The sequence below is a fragment of the Pseudomonadota bacterium genome, from assembly GCA_038533575.1.
Taxonomy (GTDB): domain Bacteria; phylum Pseudomonadota; class Alphaproteobacteria; order Rhodobacterales; family Rhodobacteraceae; genus Shimia_B.
In genome coordinates this window covers 203,528-223,855 of the sequence record JBCAYL010000004.1, presented here as the reverse complement: position 1 = coordinate 223,855, position 20,328 = coordinate 203,528, and the positions used below count along the sequence as shown (strand labels likewise).

The window sequence follows — 20,328 nt, the reverse complement described above, 5'->3', positions numbered from 1 at the left end:
TGAGCGGCCCGTGGCAGGTGACTACTCGGCGGCCTTCAGCATCGGCGCCCCGGCATCGACACGGATCGTGGCGTTTTGCGGGTCATAGGGGCTGTCCTCAGTGATCTCCGCGTCCCAGAGCCGGTCGAACATCTTCACGCGGAGCTTCGTGCCCGCCTTCGCGAGATCGGGCCGCACGTAGCCCATGCCGATAGACTGCCCGAAGTGGACGGAATATCCCCCCGAGGTGAGCCGCCCCACCCGCTCTTCGCCGTGATAGAGTGCCTCGCGGCCCCAGGGATCGGCATCCTCGGGCCCGTCGATCTTGAGCGTAACGCAGAGCGAGCGAACGCCCTTGGCCACCATGGCCTCCTTGCCGTGGAACTCCTTCGAGAGATCGACGAAACGGTCGAGCCCGGCCTCGAGCGGCGTGGCATCACGGCCAAGCTCCGTGCCGAAGGCGCGGTAAGACTTCTCCTGCCGCAGCCAGTTCTGCGCCCGCGCGCCCACGGGCGCGAGGCCAAACTCCGCTCCCGCCTCCATGAGCTGATCCCAGAGGTAATTCTGCATCTCCATCGGGTGGTGCAGCTCCCAGCCCAGCTCGCCGGTATAGGCCACGCGCACCGCCGTCACCGGGCACATTTTCAGCTCAATGTTGCGCGCCGAGAGCCAAGGGAAGCGCTTGTTGGAAAGCGCGGTCTCGGGCTCGGGGTCGCGGACGAGCTTTTGTAGAACGTCGCGAGAGCGCGGCCCGGCGATGGCGAAGACGCCGTATCTGGAGGTCACGTCAGAGACCATGACGGATTTGCCACCGGCGCAGAAATCTTCCGCCGCTTTGATCAGGTAGTCCTGATCGTAAGCTGCCCAGCCGCCGGCGCTCACGAGGTAGTAATCGTTCTCGCCCATACGCACGATCGTGTATTCAGAGCGCGTGGTGCCCGCGGAGGTGAGCGCATAGGTCAGGTTGATGCGGCCGACCTTGGGGAGCTTGTTCGTCGTGAACCAATCGAGGAACTCGGTTGCATCGCGCCCCTTCACCGAATGCTTGGCGAAGGCGGAGGCATCGATGAGCCCCACCCCCGCGCGGATCGCCTCGGCCTCGGCACGCGCATACTCCCACCAGCCGCCGCGCCGGAAGCTCCGCGCGTCGTGGTCGAAATGCGAGGGCGCGTCCTGAGGCCCGTAGTAGTTCGGTCGCTCCCAGCCGTTCACGCAGCCGAACTGCGCGCCGAGCGCCTTTTGCCGGTCATAGGCGGGGTTGGTGCGAAGCGGGCGGCAGGCCTCCCGCTCCTCGTCGGGGTGGTGGAGGATGTAGACGTGGGAATAGCATTCCTCGTTTTTCCGGGCGGCGTACTCCGTCGTCATCCAATCCTGGCCGTAGCGCTTGGGATCGAGGGAGGCCATGTCGATCTCCGCCTCGCCTTCCACCATCATCTGCGCGAGGTAGTGGCCCGCGCCACCCGCCGCCGTGATCCCGAAGGAGAAGCCCTCCGCCAGCCACATGTTGCGCAGCCCCGGCGCCGGGCCGATGAGCGGATTGCCGTCGGGCGTGTAGCAAATGGGCCCGTTATAGTCGTCCTTCAGACCCACCTCTTCCGAGGATGGGATGCGGTGGATCATGGACATGTATTCCTCCTCGATCCGCTCCAGATCGAGGGGGTAGAGATCGGCGCGGAAGCTTTCGGGCACCCCGTATTCGAACCGGGCGGGCGCGCCTTCCTCGTAGGGGCCGAGGATCCAGCCGCCACGCTCTTCGCGCACGTACCACTTCGCGTCGGCGTCCCGCAGCACCGGGTGCTGGGGGTTCGTTTTGCGCCATTCCACGAGGGCAGGATCGGGCTCCGTGACGATGTACTGATGCTCGACGACGATGGCGGGCGTCTTGAGGCCGAGGAGGCGCGCCGTGCGCGGGGCGTGGTTGCCGGAGGCCGTGACCACGTGTTCGGCGGTCACCACGACCTGCTCCTCGCTCTGCACGAGGTTGCCGCCCTTCTCCACCATCTTAGTGAGCGTCACGCGCCACTCCGAGCCCGTCCATTCGAAGGCATCGGCCTGCCAGCGCTGCTCGATCTTCACGCCGAGCTGCCGCGCGCCCGCGGCCATGGCGTTCGTCACATCGGCGGGATTTATGTAGCCATCCGTCGGGTGGTAGATTGCGCCGACGAGATCGTCGGTGCGGACGAGCGGATAGCGCTCCTTGATCTGCGCGGGCGTCAGCCATTCGTAGGGCACGCCGCATGTCTCGGCGGTGGAGGCATAGAGCATGTACTCGTCCATCCGCGACTGAGACTGCGCCATGCGGAGATTGCCCACCACGTAAAATCCCGGGTCCTGCCCCGTCTCCTCCTTCAGCGTCTTGTAGAAGTTGATGGAGTAGTCGTGGATATGGGTCGTGGCGTAGCTCATGTTGAAATACGGCAGCAGCCCCGCCGCGTGCCACGTGGAGCCCGCGGTGAGCGCGTCGCGCTCGACCTGCATCGTGTCCCAGCCCGCCTTGCCCAGATGGTAGGCGATGGATGTCCCCACGGCGCCGCCGCCGATCACCAGAGCTTTGACATGCGTTTTCATGGGCCCGACTCCCTCTCTCTCGGTCGAAATCATGCCCTCTCGGGCGCTATTCCGCCAAGGCCAGCCGACGTTTGACGCCCCGAATGCGACGCCCCGCCACGCGGCGCTGTCTGAATTGCGCCTCGCTTCGCTTGAGTTGTTCCTGTGTGCATGCAGGCGAGCTCTCGAGGCGCGATGGCGTCCGCCTCGGTAGAATTCGGAAAAGCTCCGCCCCGCTCCACAACCCCTAGCGCACTGCACGCAGTCTCAACGGTTGCGTTAGGGGCCCGTGCCGCGCACAAACCGCGCCATGGACGTCCACAGCGATATCGACGCCATGCGCGGCCATGTCCGCGCGCTCAAGGCGCAGGGGCAGTCCGTGGGCTGCGTGCTCACGATGGGCTTTCTCCATGACGGCCATATGGCCCTCATTGCCGAGTGCCTGCGGCACGTGGACGAAGTCTGCGTCTCGATCTTCGTGAACCCGACACAGTTCGGCGAGAAAGAAGACCTCGACGCCTATCCCTCTGATATCGAGGGAGATCTGGAAAAGCTGCGCGCCGCGGGCGTGAGAGCGGCCTTCCTGCCCGCGCCGGAGATCATGTATCCCGAGGGCGCGGACACCGTCGTCACTGTGGTGGGCCTGTCGGACATCCTGCAGGGCAAGGTCCGGCCCGGGCATTTCCAGGGCGTCACGACCGTGGTCTCCAAGCTCTTCCACATCCTCGAGCCGGACGTCACCGTCTTCGGGCAAAAGGACTACCAACAACTTGCAATCATTCGGCAAATGGTCCGCGACATGGCCATGCCCATCCGTGTGATCGGCCTGCCCACGATCCGCGAAAGGGACGGTCTCGCCATGTCCTCGCGCAACGTGCGGCTGACACGAGAGGATCGCGCGGCCAGTGTCGTCTTGAGCCGAGCTCTTGATCTCGCCGAAAGACACGAAACCGACCCCCTCACCGCCGAGGAATTCCGCGCCCTCGTGCGCGAGCACATTGCCCGGGAGCCGCGCGCCGATATCCGCGCCATCGACATCCGCGACGCCGCCACGCTCGCGCCCTTCTACGGGCGCCTCGAGCGGCCCGCGGTGATACTCCTCTCCGTGCGCTTCGGTGAAATCCTGCTAATAGATAACCGGGTAATAGGCCCCGATAAGGACGCGTTATGAGCACCCAGAAACCTGTGCGCCGCAAAACCTGCCCCCAGATCACCGCCATGAAGGGCGGCGATCCCATCGTCTCGCTGACCTCCTATCACGCGCATACGGCCGCCATCGTGGACGGGCACGCCGATTTCATCCTCGTGGGCGACAGCCTCGGGATGGTCATGCACGGGATGGAGACGACCGTGGGCGTGCCCATCGACCTCATGATCATGCACGGCAAGGCGGTGGTGCGCGGCACGAGCCGCGCGCTCATCGTCGTCGACATGCCCTTCGGCACCTACGAGGAGAGCCCCGAGGTCGCCTTCCGCAACGCGGCGAAGATCCTGAAGGAGACGGGCTGCGGCGCGGTCAAGCTCGAAGGCGGCGCGCGCATGGCCGAGACGATCACCTTTCTTGTCCAGCGGGGCATCCCCGTCATGGCTCATATCGGCCTCACCCCGCAATCGAGCCATGTCATGGGCGGCTTCAAGACCCAGGGCCGCGAGGAGGACACATGGGCCGCCCACGAGGCTGATGCGCAGGCGGTGACGGAGGCCGGCGCCTTCGCACTCGTCCTCGAGGGCATGGTGGAACCGCTGGCGGCAAAGATCACGCAGCAAGTCGCCATCCCCACAATCGGGATCGGTGCCTCTGCGCAATGCGACGGGCAGATTTTGGTGCTGGAAGATATGCTGGGCCTCAGCCCACGCGCCCCGAAATTCGTCAAGGTCTACGGGGATTTGGGTGCCCAGATAGAGGCCTCGGTCAAGGCCTATGCAGATGAGGTGCGCGCCCGCCAGTTTCCCGGCGAGGCGCAAGTCTATCGCTGATCGTTAGCGGTCAAACACACTCTTGAGGAGGCTGAGCCCCCCGAGAATGAGGAAGAGCACGAAGAGGATCTGGGCGATGCCGGTGCTGGCCGAAGCTACCCCGGCGAAGCCGAAAACCCCTGCGACGATCGCGATGACAAAGAAAGTTGCGGACCAACCAAGCATGGCTGCCTCCTTTATCGGTTGCGATGCTTAGGCGGCCTTTGCGAGGTCGTCGATCATGTCACGAACTTCGGCCTTGGCCTTGCCGTAACGTTTCTGGATCAGGCCCTCGAGCTGCTCGCGATCACCCTTGACGGCTTCGAGCTCGTCATCGGTCAGCTCACCGAATTCGGTGCGCAGCTTGCCCTTCATTTCTTTCCACTTGCCTTTGAATGCGTCGGCAGTCATGTCGTCGCTCCTTTCGAGGCTGTTGCCCTAAACCAACGGCTCGACCGACGCGAAGTTCCGAGGCGGCCTAGCAGCCCGCTTCGACCCGCCAAAGTTTGAGCCCGCGCCCCGCCCAATCGCCAAAGCCCGGATCGACGGGCCCGAGAAGCGCAAGGTCCGCACAATCGGGGGCCCTGTGCCCGAGAAAGGCCACCGGTCCCTCTGTGGGCCGGGAGACGAGAAATTCCGCGTGATACCAGCTCTTTGGCGCGACAGCCGGGTCTCCCCAGGCGCGGACATCGAAGCCCTCTTCGTGGAGCGTATATGTGAGATCGGCCAGCAGCCCGCGCTCCCGCGCCGTGATTGTGGAAAGGCCGGCCTCGCGCGCTTTCTCGGCGGCGATGTCACTGACGGCATGGAGGCCCAGATACCTGTTGGCGAGAGGCTCCCCATTGGTGCGCAGCACAGCGTCGGGAAACATCATCAGGAGCGGGATCGCCACGGCGAATCCAACGCCGTAGAGAGCCGAGGCCACGAGGAGCCCCCGCCGCATTTGCAGCACGCTGGCCGCCACGATGGGTGCGGCGACATAGGCCGCTGCCGCCCAATTGGCCAAGGCCCCGCTCAGGACGGCCTGCACCGTCACGACCCCGATGGTTGGCAACGAAAAGAGGAGGAGCGACAGCTCCCCGCCTCGCGGTCTGCGGAAGGCCGCGACGAGGAGGGCCAAGAAAAGGATCGGGCCGAAGATGCCCGCCTGCTCGGCTAGGAAGATCGCCCCCTCCGAGAGCATGGGGTCGATCTCGTCCACGTCGGCATTGTCTTCCAGCACGTGCCGCACGGTCTGCCCGCCATTTGCGATGTTCCACCAGATGTTGGGGGAGAAGACCGCGAGTGCTGTGAGCGTGGCAAGACCCGCCTCGCGCAGCCGGATCCTCTGCACAGGTTGGAACAGCCAGACAAGCACTGCGCCCAGCACGAAGTAGATCATCGCGTATTTCGCTAGGAGCCCCGCGCCCACCGCCGCGCCAAGCGCCGCAGCACGCCCAAGCGAAGACGCCTCGACCAGCCGCCCGTAAAGCCCCAGCGCCAAGGCAAAGAAGGGCAGCATCACGGTGTCGGTGGACATGAGCGCCGACCCCACCGCGATGAGCGGCATTGAGGCATAGAGCGCCCCCGCCCAGGCCGCGACCCAGCCGTCGACGAAGGCGCGCCCGGCCCAGATGACGAGGAGCGCCGTGAGGCCATGGAGCAGCGGCGCAGGGAACCGGACCACGAAGGCCGTGTCCGACCCGGTCAGCGCGGTCACCCCTCCGATGAGCCAGCCGATGAGGGGCGGTTTGGAGAAATACCCCAAGTCCAGATGCTTGCCCCAGGCCCAGTACTGCGCCTCGTCGGTGAACAGGTCGGTGGCATTGAACCAGAGCGTCCCCACGCGCCAAACTGTCACCAGCGCGATGAAGATCACGGATGCGCGGATCGCCTCAGAGCCGGACGACATAGATGAACCAGAGATTGCGGAGGTAAATGACGATCCCCACGGCCTGCCCGATGATGATGATCGGCTCCCGCTGGGCAAAGCCGTAGACCAGAAGCATCAGGCCGCCCAAGAGCGAGAACCACCAGAAGGCGCGGGGCATCACCGAGGCCCGCGCCCGCTCCGAGCTCACCCACTGCACGAGAAAGCGCATGAAGAACATGCTCTGCGCCGCGAGCCCGAAGATGAGCCACCAGAGCTCGCGCGCCGTGTCGATGCGGAAATACTCGAGAATCGCCTGCATCAGCCGCGGCTCTCCGGCAGGGGCGCGGCCTTCTTGCGCCGCTTGATGAGCCAGGCCACGCCGATCAGATCGTAGGCTCCGGCCAGCGCGCGGGCGAGATTGGTGTAGTTCGACGTGCCCGCCAGACGCGCGGCATGGGAGACGTCCACGTGAGCGACGCGCCAGCCATGGGCCTTGAAGAGCGCGGGCAGGTAGCGGTGCATGTGATCGAAATAGGGCAGCGCGAGGAAAGCCTCGCGCCGGAATGCCTTGAGGCCACAGCCCGTGTCGCGGGTCTCGTCATTCAGGAGCCAGCCGCGCAGCACGTTGGCCGCTTTGGAGGCCCAGAGCTTCCAGACCGTGTCCTGCCGCGCCACGCGTTGCCCCGCCACGAGGCCGAGGGACGGGTCGCCCTCCGCGAAGGGCGCGACGAGCGCGGGCACGTTCGAGGGCGGGTTTTGCCCGTCGCCGTCCATCGTGCAGATGATGGGGGCCTTGGCCGCGGTCACGCCGGAATGCACAGCCGCGGATTGACCCGCCGACACTCCGTGTTGGAGCAGGCGGAGCGCGGGGCGCGTTTCCTGTAATCCGCGGATGACCTCCGCAGTCCCGTCGGTAGAGCCGTCGTCGACCAAAAGGATCTCGAACCGTTGGCCCGCGCAGGCGGCCTCGATGGCGTCCACGAGCGGGCCGACATTCTCAGCCTCGTTCTTCATGGGCACAACGATTGAGAGCTCTACGGTCATTTCCGTGCCCTAGCCCGCGGCGCGAAAGGGGTCAAACGCGGCGCGCCTCAGACCATGGCCGGGATCACGAGATCCGGGGGGCGGTGCCCGTCATCGAAGGTCTTGATGTTGATGATGACCTTCTCCCCCATCTCTGCCCGGCCCTCCACGGTGGCCGAGCCCATATGCGGGAGGAGCACGACATTGGGCAGCTCGCGCAGGCGCGGATTGATGTCCTGCCCCTTCTCGTAGACATCGAGGCCCGCCCCCGCGATCTCGCCCGCGCGCAGCGTCCGTGTCAGCGCGTTCTCGTCGATGACCTCGCCGCGGGACGTGTTCACGAGAACGGCCGAGGACTTCATGAGCTTGAGCCGCCGCGCATTGATGAGATGGAAGGTGGCGGGGGTATGCGGGCAATTCACGCTGATGACATCCATGCGGGAGATCATCTGGTCGAGGCTCTCCCAATAGGTGGCCTCGAGCGGCTCTTCGACCTCCGGGCGCAACCGCGTGCGGTTGTGGTAATGGACCTGCATCCCGAAAGCCGCCGCGCGCCGGGCCACCGCCTGACCGATCCGCCCCATGCCCAGAATGCCGAGCCTGCGCCCGCCAAGGCGTCCGCCGAGCATGGCGGTGGGGGACCATCCCTCCCAGTCGCCCTGCTGCATGAGGCTAAGCCCTTCCGGAATGCGGCGCGTGACAGCGAGCATCAGCGCCATGGCCATGTCGGCGGTATCGTCGGTGACAACGCCCGGGGTGTTGGAGACGAGGATGCCCCGCTGCCGGGCCGTCGCCACGTCGATGTGATCGACCCCGCTGCCGTAGCTGGCGATGAGCTTGAGCCGCTCGCCCGCTTGCCCGAGGAGCCCCGCATCGATGGTATCGGTGACCGTGGGGACGAGCACGTCCGCCTCTTTCATGGCCTCGACGAGCTGCGCGCGGGTCATGGGCTCGTCGGTCTCCCTGAGCCGCACGTCGAAGAGCTCCGCGAGCCGCGTTTCCACCACGTCGGGCAACCGTCGCGTCACGACAACACTCAAGCGTTTCGATGGCATGGCGGCGTCTTCCTCCCCTTCCCCGGCCAGGGCGTTTCTGGCACGTTAGCGCGTAACGCCGCGGGCACAAGAAACCACGGCACCCAACGAGGCCGAGCATGTTGAAACCGCTTCTTGCAGCGCTGCTTCTCAGTGTGCCTTCGCTGGGCGTGGCCGAGGACGTGCGCCTGGGGCCGGTGACCAACTTTCCCATCCCGCGCTTCGTGTCGATGAAGGCCGTGGAGGCCAATGTGCGCCGCGGGCCCTCGCTCAGCCACCGGGTCGACTGGGTCTTCAAGCGTCGCGACATGCCGCTCCAGATCACCGCCGAGCACGGGCATTGGCGCCGCGTGGAAGATCGCGACGGACAGGGCGGGTGGATCCATTACTCGCTTTTGTCCGGCACGCGCACGGTGATCGTAGAAGATGACCTTCTCGCGATATACCCGCGTCCGGAGAGCCAGGGGCAGGTCGTCGCGCAACTGCAGCGCGGTGTCGTCGCCCGGCTCGGGGCCTGCGAGGTCTCCCATTGCCGCATCAGCGCGGGCGGCTATCGCGGCTGGGCCCCGAAGACCGCCCTTTGGGGCGTCGCCCCGGACGAAGTACGCTAGTCCGGCATCGCAGCCATGCGCGCCCTGGGAGAGATCAGATGAAACACGTCACGCGCGCCACGGAACTCAAGGCCTACACCAACTCGCAGAAGCTTCTCGTGCTCCACGCCGAAGACGGCTGGATCGACGCGGTCGAAGGCGGGCACTTCGATTTCTTCACAAAGCTCGAGCCCGCCCTCAAGGAACGCAGCGTGGCGCCTGTCATCGTCACCCTGGGCTCGGAGCTCTCGAAGGCGATCATGGAGCAAAACCATATTCACCTGCTCCTCGGCGACCGGCCGGACTATCGCCCGAACCTATTGCATGTCTCGCCCGCCTATCTGTGGGGCTTTTGGTATCTCGACGAGCTCGGCATCAATGCCAACAGTTCCCTCCGCTTCCGCAACTACCACCCCGAGGCGGTGGATGCTGGCCATGCGGAATGGTTCTTCAACGGTGTGAGCTCGTGGAACCTCGAGCGCAACGTCTCGCGCCTGCCCCAGGCTGACCGTGGGACAGAGCACCTCGAGCCCGCTCAGTCGGTCATCTTCTGCCAGGAAGTCGAAGAGCGCAGGCCCCGCGCCCACTACCTCACCACCGACCAGATGATCCGCAACGCCGCCCGGGCGGCTGGAGGCGGGATCGTCTACGTCAAACCGCATCCCGCGCAATCCGACGGAGCCCGCCGCCGGATCGAGCATCTGGCCGAGAACGATCCCAACATCCGGATCTCGGAAGCCTCGGTCCATGATCTGATCGCCACCTCGGACTGGGTCATCAGCCAGAATTCCGCGGCGGGGTTCGAGGCGCTCATGCAGCGCAAGAAGATCATCACCTGCGGGCCGAGCGATTATCACCATGCGAGCCTCGTGGCGCACAGCGAGGAAGACCTGCGCCGCCACCTGCGGGAGGGCGCGGGGCATTTCGACGGCTTCGACTACCAGAAGTACTTCTATTGGTTCCTGCATGACCTCTGCCTCGAACCGCAGGCCGAGGGCTTTGCGGAAAGGGCGTGGGCCCGGATCGCGGCGAAGTGCTTTCTCTGAGCCCTCAGGCCGCGAGGCCGCGGCCTTTGAGGAGCGCGTCCACGCCGGGCATCCGTCCACGGAACTTGGTGTAAAGCTCTTCCGGCGGCGCGCTGCCACCCGCGGACAGGATGAAGGTCTCGAGTTTCTTGGCCGTGCCTTCATCGAAGGCGCCGCCCGCTTCCTCGAAGGCGGCGAAGGCGTCGGCGTCCATCACCTCGGACCACATGTAGGAATAATACCCGCTGGAATAGCCATCCCCCGCGAAGACATGGGCGAAATGCGGCGTGGCATGGCGCATCTCGATGGCCGGCGGCATGCCCAGATCGGAAAGTACCTCGGCCTGCCGCGCCATGGGATCGGCCGGCGCGGGCCCATCGTGAAAGGCCAGATCGACCAGCGCGGAGGCCACGTATTCCACGGTCGAAAAGCCCATGTCGTAGGTCGAGGCCGCCAGCACGCGGTCAAGCAGATCGCGCGGCATCTTTTCGCCCGTCTCGGCATGGATCGCGTAGCGCTCCAGCACTTCGGGCACCTCGAGCCAGTGCTCATAGAGCTGGCTCGGCAGCTCCACGAAGTCTCGCGCCACTGACGTGCCCGAGATCATCGGGTAGCGCACCTCGCTGAGCATGTGGTGCAGCGCGTGGCCGAACTCGTGAAAGAGCGTGCGCGCATCGTCGAAACTGAGCAACGCGGGCTCACCCGCCGCAGGCTTTGCGAAGTTGCAGACATTGATCGTGATCGGGCGCACATCGCCCTCGAGCCTGTGTCCTGACCGGAGCCCCGAGCACCACGCACCGGACCGCTTGCCCGCACGCGCGAAGTAATCGCCGATGAACACCGCCATGTGCTGGCCGTCCCGGGTCACCTCCCAGGCGCGGGCATCGGGATGGGGCAGCGGCACGTCAAGTGCGGAGAACTCCAGCCCGAAGAGACGCGCGGAGGTGTCGAAAGCCGCCTCGATCATCTTCTCGAGCTGGAAGTAGGGTTTGAGCTCGCTCTCGTTGAGATCGTGCTCCGCCACGCGGCGTTTCTCGGAATAGTAGCGCCAGTCCCAGGGCGCGAGAGGGCCGTTGATCCCGTCGGCGGCCATCATGTCGGTGAGCTTCCCCGCGTCCTCTTCGGCCTTTGCCTTGGCGGGCTCCCAGACCTTGTTGAGCAGGCCGCGCACGGCCTCCGGGGTCTTGGCCATCTCGGGTTCGAGCTTGTAGGCGGCGAAGGTCTTGTAGCCCAAGAGCTTTGCCCGCTCCTCGCGGAGCGCGAGGATTTCCGTGGCGATCTCGCGATTGTCCGTGTCGCCGCCATTGGCCCCGCGCGACGACCAGGCTTTCTGTGCCGTCTCGCGCAACGCACGGTCCGGACAAAACTGCAGGAAGGGCGTCATGAGCGAGCGCGAGGTGGTGATGATCCAGCCGTCGATCCCCTTGGCCTCTGCAGCGGATTTGGCAGCCGACACGAGGAAGGGGGGAAGGCCCGCCAGTTGGTCCTCCGAGAGTTCCATGTGCCACGTGCGCTCATCGGCGAGCAGATTTTGCGTGAAGGCCGTCCCGAGCTCCGCGAGACGCGCCTTGATGGCCGTCATCCGGGCCGAGGCCTCCCCCGTCAGTGCCGCGCCGGCGCGCGTGAAATTGCGGTGATACAGCGCGATCACGCGGGCATCCTCGCCGTCGTACTGATCGAGCGTGTCGTGCAAGGCCTCGATGCGCGCGAAGAGCTTCGGGTTCGAGATCACTTCCGCATTGTAGGCCGAAAGCGCGGCAACGAAGCCGCGCTGCATCTTCTCGCGCTCGGGCGTCGCATCGGTGCCGATGAGGTTGAAGAAGACGGAGGCCACGCGGTCGAGCTCCTTGCCCGCAAGCTCCATGGCCTGGATCGTATTCTCAAGCGTCGGCGCATCCGTGTTATCAGCTATGGCCGCGATCTCCGCCCGCCCGCTTTCTAGCGCCGCCTCCATCGCGGGTTCGAACATGTCGTCCGAGAAAAGCTCGTATCGGGGCAGACCGAGCGGGCCATCCCATGGGGCGAGAAGGGGGTTGGTCATGCAGCATCCTTCCTGGCCCCGCAAGTGGGGCAGTCCTCGCGTCGCTTGATCTTGATCTTGCGCGGCTCGGCATCGAGCGCGTCATAGATCAACATAGTGCCGATGAGCGGCGTGCCCGCCCCCGTGATCCGCTTGAGGGCCTCCGTGGCCATGAGGGTGCCGATGACGCCCGGCAAGGGGCCAGCCACGCCCGCCTCTGCGCAGCTGGGCGCCTGCCCTGCCGCGGGATCCTCCGGGAAGACGCAATCGTAACACGGGCCCTTGAAGGCGGTGTCCCAGACCGCCACCTGCCCCTCCCATTGGCTGATGGCCCCGTGCACCACAGGGAGGCCCAGCGCGTGGGCGGTGCGGCTGATGAGGCGGCGCGTATCCTGGTTGTCCACGGCATCCACGATGAGATCGTAATCGTCGAAGAGGTCGGCCGCGATGCTCTCCGTGAGCCTGCGGGTATAGGGGCGCACTTCGACATAGGGGTTCTGCGCGGCGAGGGTCTCTTCGACGCTCCGGGTCTTTTGCGCGCCGGTATTGGCGTCGCGGTGGATCACCTGCCGCTGGAGATTGGTATGCTCGACCGTGTCGTCATCGATGACGCCGATGACACCGACACCCGCCGCCGCGAGGTATTGCAGCACGGGCGAGCCCAGCCCCCCTGCCCCGACGACGAGCACTTTCGCGCGCTTCAGCTTCGTCTGACCGGGGCCGCCGATCTCGCGCAGGACGATGTGACGGGAATACCGCTCGAGCTCCACTTCGCTCATGGCGCCTGCGCGCTCGACGGCTTCAAAGGGTGTCTCGGGCTCGGGCTGAGCCATGGTCCTGAGATATTTGAGGCCGCGCGAGTAGAGAAATGCCACGCCGCCCAAGCCCGCGAGAATGAGCCACAGCGCGGCGCTTCCGCCCGTGCCCTCGCGCAGGGGATGGCCATCGGGCAACACGATATGGATCGCGAGCACCGCGAGGAACAGAAGCCCGATCATAATCCACCGCGCCTGATGCGGCGTCTTCATCGCAGCGCCAATGAGCCAGAGCGTGGCGGCCATGGAAAATACGACGATCATGCGGTCTCTCTCAGCCTGTCCCCGTGGAGCCGAAGCCCCCCTGGCCCCGGTGCGTGTCGGACAACGCCTCGACTTCGCGGAAGGTTGCGCGCACGACGGGAGCGATGACCATTTGCGCGATGCGATCCCCATGGGCGATCGTGACCGGCGCGGCGCCCAGATTGACGAGGATGACACCGAGCGGCCCCCGGTAATCCGCATCGATGGTGCCCGGCGTGTTGAGGAGCGTGAGCCCCTGCTTCAGAGCGAGGCCCGAACGCGGCCTGATCTGAGCCTCGTAGCCCGCTGGAAGCTCGATCCGAAGCCCGGTGGGAAGAAGCGCGCGCTCGCCGGGGGCGAGCGTTCGGGGCGCATCCAGACAGGCCCGCAAGTCAGCCCCGGCGGCACCGGCTGTTTCATAGCTCGGCAGGGGAAGATCGCGGGGAGCGCCCTCCTCTCGCAGGATCCGAACGGCAATCTCAGCCACCGAGGGCCTCTGCGATGCGCGCCGCGAGCTTCTGCGCCACAGCGGCTTTCGACATGCGCGGCCAGGCCTCAGCGCCGCTTTCGGTGATCAGTATGACGGCGTTCTCCGTGCCGCCCATGATCCCGGTGACCGGGCTCACGTCGTTGGCGACGATCCAGTCGCAGCCCTTGCGCGCGCGCTTGGCCGTGGCATGCGCCTCCACGTTCTCAGTCTCCGCCGCAAAGCCCACGACGAGCGCGGGCCGATGGGCGTTGCGTTTCGCTGTGGTGGCGAGGATGTCGGGGTTCTCCGCGAAATCGAGGGCCGGCGCACCGCCGTTCGTTTTCTTGAGCTTCTGGTCTGAAGCGCCGGTCACATGCCAGTCGGCCACGGCGGCCGCGAAGATCGCGGCATCGGCGGGCAGCGCGGCATCCACGGCGGCGAGCATCTCTCGCGCGGTCTCCACGCGGGTCAGGCGAGCCCCGTGGGGAGGCGGGACAGAAGCCGGGCCTGTGATGAAGGAGACGTCGGCGCCGAGCTTCAAGAGCGCCTCGGCAATGGCCGTGCCCTGCGCGCCTGAGCTTCTGTTGGCGATATAGCGGACGGGGTCGATGGGCTCGTGGGTCGGTCCTGACGTGACGAGCACGTGGCGACCCTTGAGCGGCCCGTCAGAGAAGTGGGCTTCAATTGCGGCGAGGATCTCCGCGGGCTCCGATAGGCGGCCCGGCCCGAATTCTCCGCAGGCCATGGCACCTTCCGCCGGCCCGACGAACCTCACCCCATCCTTCTTCAATGTCTCGATGTTGCGCTGGGTGGCGGCATGTTCCCACATCCGAACGTTCATCGCCGGCGCGATCAGGACGGGCGTGTCGGTGGCGAGCAGAACCGTGGAGGCGAGATCATTGGCGAGCCCCGCTGCCATTTTGGCCATCAGGTCCGCCGAGGCGGGCGCGACGACCACGAGGTCCGCGGAGCGAGAGAGCTCGATATGGCCCATCTCCGCCTCATCGGTGAGGTCGAAGAGATCGCGGTAGACCTTTTCTCCGGCGAGGGCGCCCACGCTCACCGGCGTGACGAATTCCTCTGCTGCCCGTGTGAGGACCGGCGTCACCGCCGCGCCGCTCTCCTTGAGCAAACGAACGAGGAGCAGCGCCTTGTAGGCCGCCACTCCGCCGGAAATGATCAGTAATATGCGCTTACCGGCCAGCATGGGCGCACCATAGACGCGCCCACGCGCTGTGCAAGTTAGGCGAAGAACTCGTGCACTTCGCGCGACTGCGCCTCGAGCGACTTGCGCATCTTGCCGAAGGCCGCAGCCTCAAGCTGGCGCACACGCTCCTTGGAGAGGCCAAGCTCGTTGCCGAGGCTCTCCAAAGTGCGGGGGGCATCGCGCAGCTTCCGCTCCCGCACGATGAACTGCTCGCGCTCGTTCAAGGCGGACAGTGCCGTCACAAGCCAGCCGCGCAGCGTGTCGACGTCGTGATCATGGGCCACCGTCTCGGCCGCCTGCTCGCGATCGTCTTCGAGCGCGTCAATCCATTCGCGGCCTTCCTCGTCGGTCGACTGCGTCGCGTTGAGGGAGAAGTCCGATCCCGCAAGGCGGCCTTCCATCATCTCGACGTCATGGAGGGGTACACCGACCTCCGTGGCAATCATCTGGCGCAGCTGATGCTTGTCGAGGGACTCGCCGGAGGATGCTGCTTCGCGCTCGAGACGGGCCTGAACGCGGCGCATGTTGAAGAAGAGAGACTTCTGCGAAGACGTGGACCCGGTGCGCACCATGGACCAGTTCCGCATCACATAATCCTGGATGGATGCCTTGATCCACCACACGGCATACGTGGAGAAGCGCACGCCCCGATCGGGGTCAAACTTGTCCGCCGCCTTCATGAGACCGAGCCCGGCCTCCTGGATCAGGTCGTTCATCGGTGCGCCATAGCGCTTGAACTTGGCGGCCATGGAGATGGCGAGGCGCATATACGCGGTGATCAGGCGGTGCAGGCTTTCTTCACATCGTTCGTCCCTCCAGGCGTAAGCGAGACGAAGTTCTGTCTCGGCGTCGAGGAGTTCTGCTTTCATCGCTCTCCGGGAGAGGGATTGATCGTAGCCGCTATCCAATGCCATCAGTCGAAGGCCCCCTGATCTTGAATGTGAGTGGGGGCGAGTGGCGCGCCCCTCATTGGGTATTGTGAGAGTTACGCGGCGCAATCGGCGGTGGATCAGAAATTATATGAAGAAATTGTTGCCCCCCCTGAGCCTCATCCTAGGTGGCGCCAGTTCCGGGAAATCCAAGGTGGCGGAAACGCTCGTCGCCGACATCAGCCAGTCGCGGCATTACGTGGCCACGGCGCAGGCTTTCGACAGCGAAATGGAGGCAAAGATCGCAGCCCATCGCGCGGCCCGTGGAGAGGCTTGGCAAACCCATGACGCGCCGCTTGATCTCTCTGCGCTCGGCGCCATTCCGGCCGAACACGTCGTCCTTCTCGACTGTGCCACGATGTGGCTCAGCAACCAGCTTCTGGCCGAACGCGACATGGGCGAAGCGTGCGAAACCTTCCTCGCCGCCGTGTCGGCCTGCGCTGCCCCGCTGGTGGTGGTCTCGAACGAGGTCGGCCACGGGATCGTGCCGGAATACGCTCTCGGGCGCCGCTTCCGGGACGCTCAGGGCCAGCTCAACCAGCGCCTCGCAGCCCAAGCCGACACCGTGATCTTCGTCACGGCCGGGATCCCGCGCGTGTTGAAAGGGGCAGGCGCATGAGCGTCTGGTGGGTGCGCCATGGCCCAACTCATGAAAAGGTCTTCACGGGGTGGCGCGACGTCCCCGCGGACCTTTCCAACAGCGCTGCGTTGGCTCGTCTGTCGGACTTCCTGCCGCGCGAGGCCGCTGTCGTCTCCTCGGACTTGCAACGCGCGCGCACCACGGCCGATGCTATCCAGGGCGCGCGCCTGCGGTTGCCCGACCATCCGGGCCTCCGCGAGATCGATTTCGGCAGTTGGGACGGCATGGCCTTCGACGCCATCGCGGCCCGTTGGCCGGATCTGTCGCGCCGCTTCTGGGAGGAGCCGGGAGACATCGCGGCCCCTGACGGCGAAAGCTGGAACGGGGCCGAGGCGCGGGTGAGTGCTGCCATCGACGGCATCGCTCGGGACGTCGACGGTCCGCTGATCGTGGTCGCGCATTTCGGCGCCATTCTCACGCAGCTCCGCCGCGCGCGGGCCTGCAGCGCCTACGAGGTCCTCGCTCAGAAGATCGACAATCTCAGCGTGACGCACCTTCCCGGCGACAGGCCTCCCGAGATCATCAATCACTGCCCGTGATGGCATCCTTTCCGATTGCGAATTGGACGGCGCGGCGCAGGAGCGCGTAGGCTCACGGGATGACGTATACCCTCTTCCTCGGAGATCGCGCCTATTCCTCTTGGTCTCTGCGGGCGTGGCTCATCGCCGAAATGGCGGGCAAGCCGGCCTCCTATCGTTGGGTCGACTTCAGCGGCGCCGATGTCCGCACGCAGCTTTCTCATGTCGCTCCGGCGCGCACCGTCCCGACTTTGGTGACCCCCGAGGGCGCGATCGTGAGCGAATCCCTCGCCATCGCGGAGGAGCTGGCGACCCGATTTCCCGAGGCGGGCCTCTGGCCCGAGGACCCCGCGGCTCGCGCCATCGGCCGCACTCTTGCGGCGGAGATGAATACGAGCTTCGCGGCGCTGCGCGGCGCGTGCCCGATGAACTTGCGCGTGGCCTACAGCAGCTACCAGCCGACGGCAGAGGTGCTGGAAGATCTCTCGCGGATCGAAACGATATGGAGCGCCGCGCAAGACGCGACGGGGGGCCCGTGGCTCTGCGGTGCGTATTCGATTGCCGATGCCTTCTACGCCCCTGTTGCCATGCGCATTGCGGGCTACGGATTGCCCGTCGGGCCAAAAGCCCAAGCCTATGTCACGGCGCATCTGGCGCATCTCCCGTTCCGCCAGTGGCGCGCCATGGCCCTCGCAGAGGGCGCGGAGCTGCAAAGGTACAAGCGGGACTATGAAACACGAGCCTGGCCGGGACCTGAACCCGCACACGCTGAGGCCACGGAAGACGGGGCAGACGCCTGCAACGCGCTGTGCCCCTACTCGGGCGAGCCCGTGACGCACTTCCTCCGCTTCGCAGATATCACGTATGGCTTCTGCAACGCGTTCTGCCGGGACAAGACGGTCAATGACCCCGAGGCCTGGCCCGCCTTCACCGCGCTCGTGGCGGCGCAGGCCGCGCCGGCTTCGAGTTAACCAATCCTTCAGACCTGCCGCGGTACCGTTAACCAAGCTTTACGGGAGCCCGCATGGTCGCTGTCGCCTATACCGTCGCCTTCGAGGGCGTCGATGCCCGCCTCGTCGAGGTCCAATGCGCTATCACGGCGGGCTTGCCGTCCTTCTCGATTGTGGGGCTGCCCAACAAGGCCGTGAGCGAGGCGCGGGACCGCGTGCGCGCCGCGCTCGATGCGCTGTCTATCGCGCTCCCTTCGAAGCGCATCACGATCAATCTATCGCCCGCCGACCTGCCCAAGGACGGCTCTCACTTCGACCTGCCCATCGCACTCGCTCTTCTGGCGGCGATCGACATGGTTCCGAAGGAGGGCGTCGCACGCACGGTTGCCTTGGGCGAGCTTTCGTTGAACGGCGATCTCGTCGGCGTGGTGGGCGCATTGCCTGCTGCCATGGCCGCGGCCCAGGAGGGGCGTCTCCTCCTTTGCCCCGCGGCCGTGGGCGCGGAAGCCGCCTGGGTGGGCGCGACGGATGTCATTGCGGCGCACTCCCTGACCGCTGTCGTCCGACATTTCTCCGGGCAATCTCCCATCACGCCCGCTGACCCCGGTGAAGTCACGCTGCCCCATGGCTCCCGGGACATGGCCGAGGTGAAGGGACAGGAGCGCGCGAAACGGGCCGTGGAGATCGCCGCGGCGGGCCGTCATCACGTGCTGCTCGTCGGCGCGCCGGGCTCCGGCAAATCCATGATCGCGGCGCGCATTCCGGGGATCCTCCCGCCCCTGTCGGCCGCCGAGGCGCTCGAGACCTCGATGATCCACTCCTTGTCCGGGCTTCTGGACGAGGGGGGCATCTCGCGCGCGCGCCCCTTCAGGGAGCCGCACCACACCGCATCCATGGCGGCCATCGTGGGCGGGGGCCGCGGCGCGAAACCCGGGGAGATTTCCCTTGCCCATAACGGTGTCCTCTTCATGGACGAGTTCCCCGAGTTCCCACGCACTGTGCTCGAGACGCTCCGGCAGCCCATCGAGACGGGCTCGGTCATGGTGGCCCGCGCCAATCACCACGTGCGCTATCCGTCCCGCTTCATGCTGATCGCGGCGGCAAACCCATGCCGCTGCGGGCAATCGGGCGAACCGGGCTTTGTCTGTAGTCGCGGTGCGAAATGCGCCGAGGACTACATGGGGCGGATCTCAGGGCCGCTCATGGACCGCTTTGACCTGCGTGTGGAGGTGCCGCCCGTGAGCTTCTCGGATCTCGATCTGCCGGCCACGGGCGAGACCTCGGGGGAAATCGGCGCCCGCGTCGCCAAGGCCAGAGCCAAGCAAGCCGAGCGATATTCAGAGAACGAACACACCGAGATGAACGCGGATATCGAAGGCAACCTCCTCCAGGAAGTCGCCGCACCGTCATCCGAGGGCAAGGACCTCCTGCGCCGGGCCGCGGAGAAATTCGGCTTCTCCGCCCGCGGCTATCATCGCGTCATGCGGGTGGCACGCACCATCGCCGACCTCGAAGACTCCGTCCCGGTGGAACGCCACCATATCGCGGAGGCGATCAGCTACCGGCTGACTGTGGGTCCGCAGTAGCCGCCCGCGCCTCGATGGCGTCCCAGATCTTCGCGGCGACGTTGATCCCGTCGAAACGCTCCAGCTCTTGGATGCCGGTGGGCGAGGTCACGTTGATTTCCGTGAGCCAGCCGCCAATGACGTCGATGCCCACGAAGATCTGTCCATGCTCCCGAAGCTTTGGCCCGATCCGCGCGCAGATGTCCCTTTCGCGATCCGTCAGGCCTATCTTCTCCGGTCGTCCGCCCACATGCATGTTGGAGCGGGTTTCGCCCTGCGCGGGCACGCGGTTGATCGCGCCCACGGGCTCGCCGTCCACGAGGATGATCCGCTTATCTCCCTGGCTGACATCCGGCAGGAATTTCTGTGCGATGAGCGGCTCGCGATTGATGACGGCAAACAGCTCGTGGAGGGAGGCGAGGTTGCCGTCCTCCGGGCGCAGACGAAAGACCCCCGCACCCCCATTGCCGTAAAGCGGCTTTACGATGATGTCGCCATGTCGCTTTCGGAAGTCGCGAAGCGCTTCGAGCGACCGCGCGATCATCGTCGGGGGCGTCAGGTCGGTGAATTCGAGCACCAGCAGCTTCTCGGGGAAGTTGCGGACCCAGAACGGATCATTGACCACCAAGGTGTGGGGATGGACCATTTCGAGGACGTGGGTGGTGGTGATGTAGCCCATGTCGAACGGGGGATCCTGGCGGAGCCAGACCACGTCCAGATCGCGCAGGTTGCGGGTCTCCCAGGGCCCGAAGCTCACGTGATTGCCCTTTTGGCGGGTCACGTTCACCGCCCGACCGGTCGCCGAGACTGCCCCGCTATCAAAGACGAGGCGGTCGGGCGTATAGACGAAGAGCTCGTGGCCGCGCGCCTCGGCCTCCTCGGCAAGGCGAAAGGAGCTGTCGGCGTCGATATCGACATGCTCGATCGGGTCCATTTGGAATGCGACGCGCACAATGCTCTCCTGCT

21 protein-coding genes are annotated in these 20,328 nt (G+C 65.8%); 8 read left to right on the top strand and 13 right to left on the bottom strand.

All coding sequences use genetic code 11. The annotated features are described in order from the left end of the window. Nucleotides 1-21: 21 nt before the first annotated feature. A complete protein-coding gene (locus tag AAFM92_16360) occupies nucleotides 22-2,547 on the bottom strand; it encodes an FAD-dependent oxidoreductase (protein ID MEL7301952.1) in 2,526 nt (841 codons plus the stop codon). Nucleotides 2,548-2,836: 289 nt separating this feature from the next. On the opposite strand from AAFM92_16360, the gene panC reads away from it, so the two are divergent. Then, the gene (gene panC / locus AAFM92_16355) at nucleotides 2,837-3,697 is read left to right on the top strand and encodes a pantoate--beta-alanine ligase (GenBank protein ID MEL7301951.1); all 861 of its coding nucleotides are present in this window, start codon (nucleotides 2,837-2,839) and stop codon (nucleotides 3,695-3,697) included. Further along, the gene (gene panB, locus AAFM92_16350) at nucleotides 3,694-4,503 is read left to right on the top strand and encodes a 3-methyl-2-oxobutanoate hydroxymethyltransferase (protein MEL7301950.1); all 810 of its coding nucleotides are present in this window, start codon (nucleotides 3,694-3,696) and stop codon (nucleotides 4,501-4,503) included. Before panC ends, panB begins: the two co-directional genes overlap by 4 nt. Before the next feature lie 3 nt (nucleotides 4,504-4,506). Here the strand turns inward: panB and AAFM92_16345 are convergent, their stop codons facing one another. The 6 genes from AAFM92_16345 to AAFM92_16320 form a co-directional block, all read right to left on the bottom strand. After that, entirely contained in the window at nucleotides 4,507-4,668 is a 162-nt protein-coding gene (locus AAFM92_16345) for a DUF1328 domain-containing protein (protein ID MEL7301949.1), read from the bottom strand. 27 nt (nucleotides 4,669-4,695) lie between these two features. Beyond that, a complete protein-coding gene (locus tag AAFM92_16340; protein MEL7301948.1) occupies nucleotides 4,696-4,893 on the bottom strand; it encodes a CsbD family protein in 198 nt (65 codons plus the stop codon). A 67-nt stretch (nucleotides 4,894-4,960) separates the two neighbouring features. Beyond that, nucleotides 4,961-6,373 (bottom strand): glycosyltransferase family 39 protein, encoded by a 1,413-nt coding sequence (locus tag AAFM92_16335; GenBank protein ID MEL7301947.1) that lies wholly within the window; start codon nucleotides 6,371-6,373, stop codon nucleotides 4,961-4,963. Next, on the bottom strand, nucleotides 6,357-6,653 hold the full coding sequence (locus AAFM92_16330; protein ID MEL7301946.1) for a lipid-A-disaccharide synthase N-terminal domain-containing protein: 297 nt from the start codon (nucleotides 6,651-6,653) through the stop codon (nucleotides 6,357-6,359). Before AAFM92_16330 ends, AAFM92_16335 begins: the two co-directional genes overlap by 17 nt. Further along, nucleotides 6,653-7,378, bottom strand: coding sequence for a glycosyltransferase family 2 protein (locus AAFM92_16325; GenBank protein MEL7301945.1), 726 nt, complete (start codon nucleotides 7,376-7,378; stop codon nucleotides 6,653-6,655). Before AAFM92_16325 ends, AAFM92_16330 begins: the two co-directional genes overlap by 1 nt. A gap of 47 nt (nucleotides 7,379-7,425) precedes the next feature. Further along, nucleotides 7,426-8,412, bottom strand: a complete 987-nt coding sequence (locus tag AAFM92_16320) for a D-glycerate dehydrogenase (GenBank protein ID MEL7301944.1) — start codon at nucleotides 8,410-8,412, stop codon at nucleotides 7,426-7,428. Between the two features lie 98 nt (nucleotides 8,413-8,510). On the opposite strand from AAFM92_16320, the gene AAFM92_16315 reads away from it, so the two are divergent. Next, on the top strand, nucleotides 8,511-9,002 hold the full coding sequence (locus AAFM92_16315; protein MEL7301943.1) for an SH3 domain-containing protein: 492 nt from the start codon (nucleotides 8,511-8,513) through the stop codon (nucleotides 9,000-9,002). 38 nt (nucleotides 9,003-9,040) lie between these two features. Then, on the top strand, nucleotides 9,041-10,027 hold the full coding sequence (locus AAFM92_16310) for a hypothetical protein (protein MEL7301942.1): 987 nt from the start codon (nucleotides 9,041-9,043) through the stop codon (nucleotides 10,025-10,027). 4 nt (nucleotides 10,028-10,031) lie between these two features. On the opposite strand, the gene AAFM92_16305 is transcribed toward AAFM92_16310, so the two are convergent. Genes AAFM92_16305 through AAFM92_16285 form a run of 5 tightly spaced genes read right to left on the bottom strand, consistent with a single transcriptional unit; the run spans nucleotide 10,032 to nucleotide 15,674 of the window. After that, the gene (locus AAFM92_16305; GenBank protein MEL7301941.1) at nucleotides 10,032-12,047 is read right to left on the bottom strand and encodes a M3 family metallopeptidase; all 2,016 of its coding nucleotides are present in this window, start codon (nucleotides 12,045-12,047) and stop codon (nucleotides 10,032-10,034) included. After that, nucleotides 12,044-13,105 (bottom strand): HesA/MoeB/ThiF family protein, encoded by a 1,062-nt coding sequence (locus AAFM92_16300; protein MEL7301940.1) that lies wholly within the window; start codon nucleotides 13,103-13,105, stop codon nucleotides 12,044-12,046. The genes AAFM92_16305 and AAFM92_16300 overlap by 4 nt, the downstream gene beginning before the upstream one ends. A 10-nt stretch (nucleotides 13,106-13,115) precedes the next feature. Next, nucleotides 13,116-13,571 (bottom strand): dUTP diphosphatase, encoded by a 456-nt coding sequence (gene dut, locus AAFM92_16295; protein ID MEL7301939.1) that lies wholly within the window; start codon nucleotides 13,569-13,571, stop codon nucleotides 13,116-13,118. Next, nucleotides 13,564-14,760, bottom strand: coding sequence for a bifunctional phosphopantothenoylcysteine decarboxylase/phosphopantothenate--cysteine ligase CoaBC (coaBC, locus tag AAFM92_16290; protein MEL7301938.1), 1,197 nt, complete (start codon nucleotides 14,758-14,760; stop codon nucleotides 13,564-13,566). Before coaBC ends, dut begins: the two co-directional genes overlap by 8 nt. A gap of 35 nt (nucleotides 14,761-14,795) precedes the next feature. Continuing rightward, complete coding sequence (locus tag AAFM92_16285) at nucleotides 14,796-15,674, bottom strand: RNA polymerase factor sigma-32 (protein ID MEL7301937.1); 879 nt, start codon at nucleotides 15,672-15,674, stop codon at nucleotides 14,796-14,798. A 106-nt stretch (nucleotides 15,675-15,780) separates the two neighbouring features. Between AAFM92_16285 and cobU the strand changes: the two genes are divergently transcribed. Genes cobU through AAFM92_16265 form a run of 4 tightly spaced genes read left to right on the top strand, consistent with a single transcriptional unit; the run spans nucleotide 15,781 to nucleotide 19,383 of the window. Then, entirely contained in the window at nucleotides 15,781-16,308 is a 528-nt protein-coding gene (cobU, locus tag AAFM92_16280) for a bifunctional adenosylcobinamide kinase/adenosylcobinamide-phosphate guanylyltransferase (GenBank protein ID MEL7301936.1), read from the top strand. Beyond that, a complete protein-coding gene (locus tag AAFM92_16275) occupies nucleotides 16,305-16,868 on the top strand; it encodes a histidine phosphatase family protein (protein ID MEL7301935.1) in 564 nt (187 codons plus the stop codon). Before cobU ends, AAFM92_16275 begins: the two co-directional genes overlap by 4 nt. Nucleotides 16,869-16,927: 59 nt before the next feature. After that, nucleotides 16,928-17,818 carry a glutathione S-transferase gene (locus tag AAFM92_16270; protein MEL7301934.1) on the top strand — a complete coding sequence of 297 codons (891 nt, stop codon included), beginning with the start codon at nucleotides 16,928-16,930 and terminating at the stop codon, nucleotides 17,816-17,818. Between the two features lie 53 nt (nucleotides 17,819-17,871). After that, complete coding sequence (locus AAFM92_16265; GenBank protein MEL7301933.1) at nucleotides 17,872-19,383, top strand: YifB family Mg chelatase-like AAA ATPase; 1,512 nt, start codon at nucleotides 17,872-17,874, stop codon at nucleotides 19,381-19,383. On the opposite strand, the gene gshB is transcribed toward AAFM92_16265, so the two are convergent. Further along, a complete protein-coding gene (gshB, locus tag AAFM92_16260; GenBank protein ID MEL7301932.1) occupies nucleotides 19,352-20,314 on the bottom strand; it encodes a glutathione synthase in 963 nt (320 codons plus the stop codon). The genes AAFM92_16265 and gshB overlap by 32 nt on opposite strands. Nucleotides 20,315-20,328: the final 14 nt, after the last annotated feature.